Source organism: Streptomyces sp. TRM64462, from assembly GCF_013362995.1.
GTDB lineage: Bacteria > Actinomycetota > Actinomycetes > Streptomycetales > Streptomycetaceae > Streptomyces.
This window is the reverse complement of the sequence record NZ_JABWDV010000274.1, coordinates 1-10,637: the sequence shown is the minus strand read 5'-3', so window position 1 is coordinate 10,637 and position 10,637 is coordinate 1. Positions and strand designations below refer to the sequence as shown.

13 protein-coding genes and 1 pseudogene are annotated in these 10,637 nt (G+C 72.7%); 3 read left to right on the top strand and 11 right to left on the bottom strand.

Going from position 1 to position 10,637, the window contains the following annotated elements; genetic code table 11:
- Window positions 1-438: pseudogene (locus HTZ82_RS13030) on the top strand (NAD(P)-dependent oxidoreductase); the annotation flags it as partial.
- Window positions 439-444: 6 nt separating this feature from the next.
- Here the strand turns inward: HTZ82_RS13030 and HTZ82_RS13025 are convergent.
- The 4 genes from HTZ82_RS13025 to HTZ82_RS13010 all read right to left on the bottom strand — a co-directional run bounded on the left by HTZ82_RS13025 (window position 445) and on the right by HTZ82_RS13010 (window position 3,553).
- Window positions 445-882: a response regulator gene (locus tag HTZ82_RS13025; protein WP_175409514.1), complete on the bottom strand. Its 438-nt coding sequence runs from the start codon at window positions 880-882 to the stop codon at window positions 445-447.
- Between the two features lie 210 nt (window positions 883-1,092).
- Window positions 1,093-2,046, bottom strand: coding sequence for an aldo/keto reductase (locus tag HTZ82_RS13020; RefSeq protein WP_175409515.1), 954 nt, complete (start codon window positions 2,044-2,046; stop codon window positions 1,093-1,095).
- A gap of 104 nt (window positions 2,047-2,150) precedes the next feature.
- Entirely contained in the window at window positions 2,151-3,014 is an 864-nt protein-coding gene (locus HTZ82_RS13015; RefSeq protein WP_175409513.1) for a polysaccharide deacetylase family protein, read from the bottom strand.
- A gap of 155 nt (window positions 3,015-3,169) precedes the next feature.
- On the bottom strand, window positions 3,170-3,553 hold the full coding sequence (locus HTZ82_RS13010; protein WP_175409512.1) for a hypothetical protein: 384 nt from the start codon (window positions 3,551-3,553) through the stop codon (window positions 3,170-3,172).
- 169 nt (window positions 3,554-3,722) lie between these two features.
- Between HTZ82_RS13010 and HTZ82_RS13005 the strand changes: the two genes are divergently transcribed.
- Window positions 3,723-4,046, top strand: coding sequence for a plasmid stabilization protein (locus HTZ82_RS13005; RefSeq protein ID WP_175409511.1), 324 nt, complete (start codon window positions 3,723-3,725; stop codon window positions 4,044-4,046).
- Window positions 4,047-4,119: 73 nt separating this feature from the next.
- Here HTZ82_RS13005 and HTZ82_RS13000 read toward each other — a convergent pair whose 3' ends face one another.
- Window positions 4,120-4,794 carry an HAD family hydrolase gene (locus HTZ82_RS13000; RefSeq protein WP_175409510.1) on the bottom strand — a complete coding sequence of 225 codons (675 nt, stop codon included), beginning with the start codon at window positions 4,792-4,794 and terminating at the stop codon, window positions 4,120-4,122.
- Window positions 4,795-5,280: 486 nt separating this feature from the next.
- Here HTZ82_RS13000 and HTZ82_RS12995 point away from each other — a divergent pair, with 486 nt between their 5' ends.
- On the top strand, window positions 5,281-5,760 hold the full coding sequence (locus tag HTZ82_RS12995) for a DUF6328 family protein (RefSeq protein WP_175409509.1): 480 nt from the start codon (window positions 5,281-5,283) through the stop codon (window positions 5,758-5,760).
- Here the strand turns inward: HTZ82_RS12995 and HTZ82_RS12990 are convergent.
- The 6 genes from HTZ82_RS12990 to HTZ82_RS12965 all read right to left on the bottom strand — a co-directional run bounded on the left by HTZ82_RS12990 (window position 5,742) and on the right by HTZ82_RS12965 (window position 10,464).
- Window positions 5,742-7,292, bottom strand: coding sequence for an ATP-dependent DNA ligase (locus HTZ82_RS12990; RefSeq protein WP_175409508.1), 1,551 nt, complete (start codon window positions 7,290-7,292; stop codon window positions 5,742-5,744). The genes HTZ82_RS12995 and HTZ82_RS12990 overlap by 19 nt on opposite strands.
- A 156-nt stretch (window positions 7,293-7,448) precedes the next feature.
- A complete protein-coding gene (locus HTZ82_RS12985; protein WP_175409507.1) occupies window positions 7,449-8,360 on the bottom strand; it encodes a DUF6397 family protein in 912 nt (303 codons plus the stop codon).
- 106 nt (window positions 8,361-8,466) lie between these two features.
- Window positions 8,467-8,874 (bottom strand): roadblock/LC7 domain-containing protein, encoded by a 408-nt coding sequence (locus HTZ82_RS12980; protein WP_175409506.1) that lies wholly within the window; start codon window positions 8,872-8,874, stop codon window positions 8,467-8,469.
- A 97-nt stretch (window positions 8,875-8,971) separates the two neighbouring features.
- On the bottom strand, window positions 8,972-9,565 hold the full coding sequence (locus tag HTZ82_RS12975) for an ATP/GTP-binding protein (RefSeq protein WP_175409505.1): 594 nt from the start codon (window positions 9,563-9,565) through the stop codon (window positions 8,972-8,974).
- Complete coding sequence (locus HTZ82_RS12970) at window positions 9,546-9,989, bottom strand: DUF742 domain-containing protein (protein WP_175409504.1); 444 nt, start codon at window positions 9,987-9,989, stop codon at window positions 9,546-9,548. Before HTZ82_RS12970 ends, HTZ82_RS12975 begins: the two co-directional genes overlap by 20 nt.
- A gap of 19 nt (window positions 9,990-10,008) precedes the next feature.
- Window positions 10,009-10,464: a roadblock/LC7 domain-containing protein gene (locus HTZ82_RS12965; protein WP_175409503.1), complete on the bottom strand. Its 456-nt coding sequence runs from the start codon at window positions 10,462-10,464 to the stop codon at window positions 10,009-10,011.
- Window positions 10,465-10,637: the final 173 nt, after the last annotated feature.

Here is a 10,637-nt window from a genome sequence, read left to right as displayed (position 1 = left end):
GCGCAGGCGGTGCTCGACCACGCACGGCCGGGTGCGCGCCTGGTCTTCTCCTGCGGCTGGCACATCACCCGCGACGGCAAAGACACGTACTCGCGGACGTTCCGGGCGGCCGTCCGGGTCGCCGCCGTGCTGGGCAAGCTCGTCCGCGCCGTCGAGATCGACGACCAGGTGGAGGCTTGCCGCCGTGTGTTCGCCAGCGACACCCGGTGGACCGTGGTGCGTGGCAGCACCCTGGAGGAGGGCGAGAGCCAGGGCCTGCCCGTGTGGAGCCGGCACGTGGGCGACCCGGTGCTGGCCAGCGATCTGACGCGCCGCGTGGACTTCGCTCTGTTCATGGTGGAGGCGCTCACCGACGACGCGCTCGTCCAGGAGGCGCCTGCGATCGTCGGCTGTCGTACGCCCAGCGCGCTCGCCCACACCGGCGGGCACGGCGGCTAGGCGCGGCTAAGGGCGGCCCGCTGGGGCCGGAGGGGGCGTGGGGGTGGTGGGCTCCGGTTCGTGGTGGGCGAAGCGGTGCAGGTAGCGGACCTTGATGCACAGCGCCCAGGGGTCGATGGGTTTGACCAGGAGGTCGGCCGCGCCGAGGCTCAGCGCCGTACGGGACAGCTCGGCGTCGACGCCCATGCCGGTCACCAGGATGACGGGGATCCGGCGGGTCTGCTCCAGGTGCTGCATGTAGCGCAGGACGTCGAGGCCGCTCACGCCGGGCATGACCACGTCCAGGACGGTCACGGCGACGCCGCCGCGCAGGACGGCCTTGAGGGCGGCGTCCCCGCTGGTGGCCGACTCAAGGGGGTAGCCGAGCGGGGAGAGGGCGCTGCGCAGGGCGAACAGGTTGTCCTCGTGGTCGTCGACCAGCAGGACCTTGTCTCCGGCGGACATGGTGCCTCACCTCCGCTCCGCGGAGCCGGCCGAGCCGTGCGCGGCTCCACGTATCCAGGATGCCCCCGGCACGGCGCCCGCGGCAGATGCCGGAGGGGGCGGAGCGGAGGCCCCCGCGGGGCCTGGGCCGTCTTCCGGCCCAGGCCCCTGGTGATGCGATGCGGATGCCGCCGCGGTGGCGGTCGCGGGCGCGGTGGCGGTGCCTGGTGCTCAGCCGAGCAGGCGGTCGAGCTCGGCCACCTCGGCCGCGTCGAACGGGGCGGCGTCCAGGAGGCCCAGGTTCTGGTCGAGCTGGGCGACGCTGCTCGCGCCGACGAGCATGGAGGTGACGCGCGGGTCGCGCAGGACCCAGGCGAGCGCGAGCTGCGCGAGGGTCTGCCCGCGGTCGCCGGCGAACTTGTTCAGCGCGCGCAGCAGCGTGAGCTTGTCGTCGGTGAGCGCGTCGCGCTTGAGGAAGTGGCCGATGGCCATGCGGGAATCGGCGGGCACTCCGTCGAGGTAACGGTCCGTCAGCTGACCCTGGGCGAGCGGCGAGTAGGCGATGACGCCCGCGCCCACCTCGGCGGACGCGGCGATGAGGCCGTTGTCCTCGATGGTGCGGTCGAGCATGTTGTAGGCGTGCTGGTTGATGAGCAGGGGCGTACCCAGTTCCTTCAGCACGGCGGCCGCGCGCCGCATCTGCTCGGGGCTGTAGTTGGAGAGACCCACGTAGAGGGCCTTGCCCTGCCGTACGGCCGTGTCGAGCGCCCCGACCGTCTCCTCGATGGGGGTCTCGGGGTCGGGGCGGTGCGAGTAGAACACGTCGACGTGGTCGAGGCCCATGCGGGACAGGGACTGGTCGAGGCTCGCCAGCAGATGCTTGCGGGAGCCCCACTCGCCGTACGGGCCCGGCCACATGTCGAATCCCGCCTTGGTGGCGATGAACATCTCGTCGCGGTAGGGGCGGAAGTCCTGGGCGAAGAGCGTGCCGAAGTTCGCCTCGGCGCTGCCGTACGGCGGGCCGTAGTTGTTGGCGAGGTCGAAGTGGGTGATGCCCCGGTCGAAGGCGCGGCGGAGTAGGGCCCGCTGGGTCGCCAGCGGGGTGGTGTCGCCGAAGTTGTGCCACAGGCCGAGGGACACCTTGGGCAGCAGCACACCGCTGCGGCCGCAGCGCTGGTACTCCATGGTGGCGTAGCGGTCGTCGGCGGCGGGGTACGGGGCCGGCTTCACGGATGTCTCCTGCCTGTGCGGGGATCGGCGACTGGAGCGTACCTCCTGGGGCCAGTGGTTCACGGCCGGTAGACGGTGCCCGGCTGCGGCTCGGCGGGGGCGAGGAGCTGCGGCACGGTGACGAAGGTGAAGCCGCGCTTCTTCAGCTCGTCGATGATGCCGGGGACGGCGGGAACGGTGCCGTCGTAGATGTCGTGGAGCAGGATGATGCCGTCCTTGTCGGCGCCGTCGAGGGTGCGCTTCCGTATGAGTGCCGAGTCGGTGGTCGAGTAGTCCTTGGCGGTGACGCTCCACAGGACCTGGGAGAGGCCGAGTTCACGGCTGATCTCGGAGACGGTGTCGTCGGTGCGGCCCTGCGGAGGGCGCATCAGGGTGGGCTTGCGGCCGGTGAGCCGTTCGATGGCGTCCTGGGTGCGGCTGAGCTCCCGGCGTATCTCGTCGGGCTCGATGTCGGTCAGGATGCGGTGGGTCCAGGTGTGGTTGGCGACCTCGTGGCCTTCGGCGGCGATGCGGCGTACGACGTCGGGATAGCGGTCGACGTGCTTGTGGCCGAGGAGGAAGAAGGTCGCCGGGACCTGTTTCTCCTTGAGGATGTCGAGGAGCTTCGGGGTGTCCTTGCCAGGGCCCGCGTCGAAGGTCAGGGCTATGCACTTGGCCTCGCGGCAGTCGACCGGGCGCCGCTGCTCACCCTTGGCGCCGCTTTTCGCGTCGTTGTTGATGTCGCCTTCGGCCGCCTTGGTGTCGCTCGCGGCCGCGCTCCTGGCGTCGGCGGGGGCGACGGTGTCGACGGAGCAGCCGGTGAGCGTCAGGGCGAGGGTGGCGCACAGGGCGGTGGCGGTGGCGGCCGCGAGGGCGGTGCGGCCGCGGGGCTCACGGCGGCGCTTGCTCGTGCCGGTCTCGGGCGTGCGGAGGCGCGCGGGCATGGTGCAGCTCCCTTTCGGGGTGGTCGGAAGGGCCCTTGCCGAAGGGCCGGGAGCTGCACTCTACATAGAGTGTATACATGGGGTGTATAGCGGGGTGGAGGGGGGAGGGAGGGTTCAGTGGGCGGTGGGGTGCGGAGCGGCGGCGTCCGCTTGAGTCAGCGGGGGGCGAGAAGGAGGCGGGCCTCCTTCTCGTGTTCGCCGGGCACCGACTGGGTCGAGCGGACCTCGAAGAGCTGGGCGAGGGCCTTCTCCACCTCGGCGACGGCGTGGTGGTCGCCGGTCAGCGTGGCTTCGAGAGGCGCGCTGATGCGCGGAGGCCCGACCGGTTCTCCCGAGTGGGCCGAGCTGTCGAAGGTGGCCGTCCACACGGTGGGTTCGGGTCCCGCGGCGGGCAGCGGCGCCGGGGCGACGTCCTCGCAGCCCTCGAAGACGTGGTCGAGCGCGTCGAAGACCGCCTCGGCGTCGGTGCGGCCGCATTCGCTGAGCTGGACGGTGACATCGCAGTCGGCGGGGTGGTTCTTCGTACGGTCGCTCGCCATGGCGCTCTCCAGGTCGGTCCGGTCTTCGTCTCTCCCCGTACCCCCATAGCGCCATGAACGGCACCGTCCTGCCACTCCGGGCCGCCGCGATCCGACGGATGGCGGGTGCGTTTGGAGCAGTGGGTGCCTGGTACGGGGTGAGAAGGACCGGACACAAGGAGGAAGCGCCATGCCGGCAGGATCGAGCTCCAAGCGTGAACGGCAGTACGAACACATCAAGGAGAGCGCGAGGGAACGCGGTGAGAGCGAGCGGCGCGCCAAGGAGATCGCCGCGCGGACGGTGAACAAGGAACGTGCCCGCAGCGGCGAGTCCAAGAAGGCCAGCAAGACGTCCACACAGGACACGTCGTCGTCCAAGCGCGGCGGGCAGCGCTCGCACAGCGGCTCCCAGGGCCTGACGTACGACCAGCTGTACGAGGAGGCGAAGCGGCGGAACGTCCACGGCCGCTCGTCCATGAACAAGGCGGAACTCGAGCGGGAACTCGGGAAGTGACGCCGCGGGTCCATCAGGACGGTGCCCGTGGCGAGGACGACGCCCGGGACGAGGATCACGCCCGGGACGAGGATCACGCCGGGGGCGAGGTGGCGCCGAAGGGGCTGCTGTCGAGGCGGGCCAGCAGGTCGGCGGGGTCGGCGTAGAGCGCGGCCGCTCCGGCGGCGGTGAGGTCCGCGCGGGGGACGCCCCCGCACAGCAGGCCGACGCAGGTCACGCCGGCCCGGGTGCCCGCCTTCATGTCCCACACCGTGTCGCCGACGAAGACGGAGCGGTCGGCGGAGGTGCCGGCCCGTTCCAGCGCCAGGCGGACCGGGTCGGGGGCGGGCTTGCCCTCCTCGACGTCGGCCGCGCCGGCGGTGGCGCTGATGGCGTCGTCCGCGTCGATGGCGCGGCGCAGCGCCGAGAGCTCCGCCTCCGCGGCGGACGTGGCGAGGACGACGGTCCAGCCGCGGGCGGCCAGCGTCCGCAGGAGCTTCCCCGCGTCGCGGAAGGCGGGCAGCCGGTCGGAGTACGTCCCGTAGAGGGTGGTGTGCGCGGCGCTGAGGGCGGCGTCGCGGCTCCGGTCGCGGTCGGGGCCGAGGACGTGCTCGATCAGGTCCTCGGAGCCGAGGCCGATCGCCCGGTGCACGGCGTGCATCGGTACGTGGTGGCCGGCCTGCCGGAAGGCCTCCCACCAGGTGGTCACATGGAGGTGGTTGGTGTCGGCGAGGGTGCCGTCGACGTCGAAGACCGCGGCGCGGGTCATGTCGCTCCTCCGTTCCGTTCCCAGGAGACGCCGCCCGTTCGGCGCAGGGTGTGGAGTGTGGGGCTTGGCGTGCGGGGCTTGGTGTGCGGGGGGCTGTGGTGCGGGTGTTCGGTGCGGGGTGTGCGTACGAGCATGGGCGCGTGGGCGCGGCGGGGCGCGTTGCCAGGGCGCGACACCCGGGGGCTTCCTTCGGGTGCCGTATCGGGGTGGGCGTATCAGTGCGGGCGTATCAGCGTGGGCGTATCGGCGGGCCGGTGGTGGCCGGTGGCTGAGGTGCGGGGGCGCGCGGGTCGGGTGGCTGGGTGAGGCGGGGCGGGTTACGAAGGTGAGTGGGACGGACTGCGGGAGGCCGGTATGCCGAGACGGAAGCACGGCGGCGGACCGGGCGCGGGGGCCGGGGGCTCCGGTGCGGGGGCGTCTGGTTCCGGGGGTGGTGCGGGCTCCGGGGCGAGAGGATCCGGTTCCGGTCCGGGGGCGGCCGAAGAGGTGGGCTTGTGGCGGGGGCGGCACGAGACACCTGAGGAACGGGCCGACCGTCAGTGGGGCGAGCTCGTCCAGGAGATCCGTGTCGCGCAGACGGGTGTGCAGATCCTTTTCGGCTTTCTGCTGACGGTGGTCTTCACGCCGCGCTTCGTGGAACTGTCCCGGGCGGACAGGTCCGTGTACATCACGACGATCGTGCTCGCCGCGGCGGCTACCGGGGCACTGATCGGGCCGGTGTCGTTCCACCGGATCGTCTCGGGGCGGCGCATCAAGCCGCAGACCGTGTCGTGGGCGTCGCGGCTGACGTTCCTGGGGCTCCTCCTGCTGCTGGCGACGATGATCTCGGCGCTGTTCCTGGTGCTGCGGGTCGCGACGGACGACCCGTTCGTGCCGTGGCTCGTGGGCGGGGTCACGGCCTGGTATCTGGTGGCGTGGTTCGTGCTGCCGCTGTGGGCGCGGCACCGCTACACGATGCGGGAGTGAGGGGTGCCGGCCAGGATCTGTTCGACGGTGTCGGCCTGGTCCGCGGGTTTGTCGGGGCGGTGGCGTACGACACGGGCGAAGCGCAGGGTGATCCCGGCCGGGTAGCGCGTGGAGCGCTGGAGGCCGTCGTATGCGATCTCGACGACGAGTTCGGGGCGTACGTGGACGGTGAAGCCGTCGTCGCCGACGGCCAGTTCGCGAAGGCGGTCGGTCTGCCAGGCGAGCATGGTGTCGGTCAGGCCCTTGAAGGTCTTGCCGAGCATGACGAAGCCGCCGTCGGCCGTGCGGGCGCCCAGGTGGAGGTTGGACAGCAGGCCGGTGCGGCGGCCGTGGCCCCATTCGGCGGCGAGCACGACGAGGTCGAGGGTGTGGACGGGCTTGACCTTGAGCCAGGAGCGGCCGCGACGGCCCGCGCTGTAGGCGGCGTCGAGGGCCTTGACGAGGACGCCTTCGTGGCCGCGGCGCAGCGTGTCGGCGAAGAACGTCTCGGCTCGCTCGCGCTGCGCGGGGTCGGCGGGATCGGTGACGACGGTACGGCGTACGCGCAACGGTTCGGGGACGAGGCGGGCGAGGGCCCTGTGCCGTTCATGTCCGGGCAGGTCGAGGAGTACGGCGCCGTCGGCGGCGAGTACGTCGAAGAACACCGGCGACACCGGGCGAGCTGCCGCCGCCGCGGCCACGTCGACGCGTGAGCCGACACGCGACGCGGTGTCCTGGAACGCCACCGGGCGGCCCTCCGCGTCGAGTGCGATGACCTCGCCGTCCAGGATGAACGCGTCGCCCTCCAGCCGGCGGGCCGCCTCGCCGACCTCGGGGAGGCGGTCGGTGATGTCGTCGAGGGACCGGGTGTAGATCCGGATGTCGTCACCCGAGCGATGGACCTGGACGCGGATGCCGTCGAGCTTCTCCTCGACGGCGCACGGCCCGAGGGTGGCGAGCGCGTCGGCGACGCTCTTCGCTGTGTGGGCGAGCATCGGCTGGACGGGCGTGCCGACGCGCAGTCTGAACCGCTGGAGAGCGGCCGGTCCCTCCGCGAGCACGGCCTGGGCGACACGCGGCAGTGAGCCGTCGAGCATGACCGCCCTGCGGACGTCGGCGGCGGGCGCGCCGGCGGCCGCCGCGACGCCTTCGAGTGCGATGGCGTCGAGGGCGCCCTGCCGGACCTCGCCCGTGAGGAGGCGGAGCAGGAACCGCTGCTCGGGCGCGGTGGCGGCGGCCATCAGGTCCCGCACCTGGCGCTGCCGCGCGGCCTGGGAACCCGGCCCGGCGAGCCGCGCGAGCGCGGTGAGGGCGTCATCGGTGCCCGTGACGGTGAGCGTGGCGCGGTCGGCAGGCGGAACCTGATGTCTGAGCGTGCTCCAGCCGATGCCGATGCGCCCCTGCGGGAGGCGCCCGGCCAGATAGGCGATGACCAGCGGCACCTCTTCGGGCGGCGTCCCGCCGAACAGATCGGCCAGCACACCGATCTTGCGCGACCGGGCCGCCGTCGCGGCAACCTGCTCGGACACATCGGCAAGTCGAGCCAGCAACATACGCCCATGCTGCCCGCCCCGCCCACCACCCGCACCCCGCGCACCACACGGGGGGGCCGTACGCGCGGCGCAACTACCTGGTCGTCATGACGGACGCGCACCGGGTGGCCCCGGCCGTCGACGGTCGTTCCGCGCGCCGGTTCCTGAGCACTGCCGTCAGCCCGCGCGTGTCCGCCGCAGGCCGAGCCGTGCCAGAAGTCCCGTGCGGCGCCGGGGCGCGACTCGGCGCCCGGTGCACGGGGTGCCGGTCTCCGCAGAAGACGCCGCGACCGGGATGTCCGTGGCCGGTGGTCGTGCGGCCGGCTCGGGGCGGGGCGCCGGGGCGGCCGCTCTGGCCTGGCGCAGGGCCTCGGTGAGGCGGGTCCGGAAGCTGAGGATCTCGTCCGGGTCGGCGGCGCGGAGCAGCCGGTCGGCGATGTCGCGGGCGGCGGCCGACTGTGGATGGCCGGGTGGTGGTGCGGGGCGCAGCAGCTCCAGGTGCGTCCGCTCGTACGGGTCGGCCACTACTTCGGCCAGTTGGCCCGGGTCGAGGAACGAGGCGATAGCGGCCGCGCGCGCCCACGGGCCGTCCGCCTGCCGGACGAGGAGCTGGAGGCGCCGGTCGCGCCAGGCGCGCGGGCGGGCGTCGTGGCCGGTGCGCAGCAGGTCCCGCAGGGCGTCCGGCATCCGGCCGGTGAGCAGCTCCCGGTGGCGGGCCGCCGCGTCCCGCACCTCGCAGGCGAGGTAGAGCCAGACGACGGCGCGATACCGGTTGAGGTAGTAGGAGACCGGAGTGAAGTGCCCGGTTCTGGCGAGCCGGGTGAACCGGTCGCCGCTGATCCGGGCGAGTTCGGCGGCCTGGGCGGTGCCGACCGTGCGGACGCGGTCGTGCAGTCCGCCCGGGAAGTCCGGCTCCGCGCGCAGGCGGTCGATCTCCTCCTGCGGGACCCGTCGGCGGCCGCCGGTGGTGGCGGGCACGGTGCGGACGTGGCCGAGCTGGACCGCGAGTTCGAACTCGGTCCTTCGCAGGGCGAGTTCCTGTGCGGCCCGTCCCTGGGCCAGGGTGCGCGTGGTGTGTTCGACCGTCATGGCGGCCTCCCCCGTTCCGTACGACTACTTTCTGTGACGAAGGTAGCGCCGGGGGTGCCGTGTCCGCTCGGCCTGTGGAAAACCGGCGGGGCGGTCGATGCGCGGCCTACGGCGTGTGCCGGGCGGAAGGCCGGCGTGCGGCGACCGCGAGGTGTTCGCCGACCCGGTTGACGAGCAGTGTCATCTCGTAGGCGACATGGCCGACGTCCGCGTCGGCGGACGCCAGCACGCACAGGCAGCTGCCTTCGCCGGCGGCGGTCACGAAGAGCAACGCGTCGTCGAACTCGACCATCGTCTGGCGGGCCTGCCCGACCTTGAAGTGACGGCCGGCGCCCCGGGCGAGGCTGTGCAGGCCCGAGGAGACGGCGGCGAGATGGTCGGCGTCCTCCCTGGCGAGTCCGCTGCTGGCGGCCGTCACCAGTCCGTCGTTCGACAGCACGAGGGCGTGCCGTATGTGTGCCACACGCTTGGTCAGGTCGTCCAGGAGCCAGTCGAGTTCCTTGTCGAGCGCCATGCTCGGTCCTCCCCGTTTTCGTATGTCCCCGTTTCCCCGTATCGGCGTAAGCCTTACCCACGGATGTGGGCGGGGCAAGCACGCCCCCGGACAGGGCTCAGGAGGAGACCGAGTCGAGGAGGCGGGCCGTGTGGACCCGGCCGGCGTGTTCGACGAGGCGGATCAGCACCTCCTTGCCGGAGTCGCGGTCGCGGGCGTCGCACAGGACGACGGGGGTGCCACGGTCGAGGTCGAGGGCGGCGGCGACGTCGTGCGCGCCGTACGCGCGCTCTCCGGGGAAGCAGTTGACGGCGACGACGAACGGGATGCGGCGGTGCTCGAAGTAGTCGACGGCGGGGAAGCTGTCCTGGAGGCGCCGCGTGTCGGCGAGGACGACCGCTCCCAGGGCGCCTTGGGCCAGCTCGTCCCAGAGGAACCAGAAGCGGTCCTGGCCGGGTGTGCCGAACAGGTAGAGCGACAGGCCCGAGCGGATGGTGATGCGGCCGAAGTCCATGGCCACGGTCGTGGTCGTCTTGCGGTCCACTCCCCCGGTGTCGTCGACCGTCCGGCCGGCCTCGGTGAGCTGTTCCTCGGTGCGCAGCGGCCGGATCTCGCTGACGGCTCCGACGAGCGTCGTCTTGCCGACGCCGAAGCCGCCGGCCACGAGGATCTTCAGGGCCAGGGTGTCGGTGTCAGAGGGCACGGAGGCCATTGATCACTTCTCTCAGGAGCTGTTCGTCGGGCAGCTGTGCGGCCGGTACGGGCCGCGTGACGAGGACGTGGCCGGCTTCGATGAGGTCGCCCAGGAGGACGCGGATGACGCCGACCGGCAGATCGGCTTCGGCCGCGAGGTCCGCGACCGACTGGGTGTCGGCTCGGCAGAGCGCGAGAAGGGTGCGGTGTTCGGGGCCGAGGAGGGTTTCGTCGGACGTGTCCGGTGGGTCGTGCGGGCCGGGCTCGTCGACCGCGGTGACAAGGGCGATGAGGTCGAACCGGACGGCGTGGGGCCCTGGCCGGGTGCGGCCGCCCGTCATGGCGTAGGGCCGTACGAGGGGGCCGGCTTCGGCGTCGTACCAGCGGCTGCTTCCTGCGCGCCGGGCACCCGGTGGGTCGGTGTCGCTGTTCCGCGGGATCATGGTGCCGTGCCGCCTTCCGTCAGCCGGCCGCGTGTGGTGTGGCGGCGTGGAGCTCGGGCGAGCGGGGCGGGGTGTGGAGGTGCTCGCCGACGCGTTTGACGAGGCGGGCCATCTCGTATGCGATGAGTCCGATGTCGGCGGACGCCGCGCTCAGGACGGCGAGGCAGGACCCGTCGCCGGCGGAGACGACGAAGAGAAACGCTTCGTCCATCTCGACCATCGTCTGGCGGACGCCGCCGGCGCCGAAGTGGCGGCCGGTTCCCTTGGCGAGGCTGTGGAAGCCGGAGGCCACGGCGGCCAGGTGCTCGGCGTCGGCGCGGCCGAGTTCGCTGGAGGCGCCCACGGGCAGGCCGTCGTTGGAGAGGACGACGGCGTGGCGCACGTCGTGCACGCGTGAGGCGAGGTCGTCCAGCAGCCAGTCGAGGCCGCCGGAGGCGTGGCGCCGCCGTGCGGCCGGCCTCTCGTGCTCGATCATCCTTCGTCTCCTTCGGTGGCGTGCGGTGTGTCGGGGCGGTGTGCGGGTCCGGGCGTCCGGCCGCCGCCGCGGGCCCAGCCGTCGCGGTAGGCGGTCATACGGGCCCGGACCTGTTCGGGGGTGCGTTCGCGGGGGCTGTTGTCGTCGGCGGTGTGTCGGGCCGGGTCTGGTGC

Coding starts and splice junctions, on each gene's coding strand:
- HTZ82_RS13025 (WP_175409514.1), bottom strand. CDS start 882: ATGTCCGCCGGAGACAAGGTCCTGCTGGTCGACGACCACGAGGACAAC.
- HTZ82_RS13020 (WP_175409515.1), bottom strand. CDS start 2,046: ATGGAGTACCAGCGCTGCGGCCGCAGCGGTGTGCTGCTGCCCAAGGTG.
- HTZ82_RS13015 (WP_175409513.1), bottom strand. CDS start 3,014: ATGCCCGCGCGCCTCCGCACGCCCGAGACCGGCACGAGCAAGCGCCGC.
- HTZ82_RS13010 (WP_175409512.1), bottom strand. CDS start 3,553: ATGGCGAGCGACCGTACGAAGAACCACCCCGCCGACTGCGATGTCACC.
- HTZ82_RS13005 (WP_175409511.1), top strand. CDS start 3,723: ATGCCGGCAGGATCGAGCTCCAAGCGTGAACGGCAGTACGAACACATC.
- HTZ82_RS13000 (WP_175409510.1), bottom strand. CDS start 4,794: ATGACCCGCGCCGCGGTCTTCGACGTCGACGGCACCCTCGCCGACACC.
- HTZ82_RS12990 (WP_175409508.1), bottom strand. CDS start 7,292: ATGTTGCTGGCTCGACTTGCCGATGTGTCCGAGCAGGTTGCCGCGACG.
- HTZ82_RS12985 (WP_175409507.1), bottom strand. CDS start 8,360: ATGACGGTCGAACACACCACGCGCACCCTGGCCCAGGGACGGGCCGCA.
- HTZ82_RS12980 (WP_175409506.1), bottom strand. CDS start 8,874: ATGGCGCTCGACAAGGAACTCGACTGGCTCCTGGACGACCTGACCAAG.
- HTZ82_RS12975 (WP_175409505.1), bottom strand. CDS start 9,565: ATGGCCTCCGTGCCCTCTGACACCGACACCCTGGCCCTGAAGATCCTC.
- HTZ82_RS12970 (WP_175409504.1), bottom strand. CDS start 9,989: ATGATCCCGCGGAACAGCGACACCGACCCACCGGGTGCCCGGCGCGCA.
- HTZ82_RS12965 (WP_175409503.1), bottom strand. CDS start 10,464: ATGATCGAGCACGAGAGGCCGGCCGCACGGCGGCGCCACGCCTCCGGC.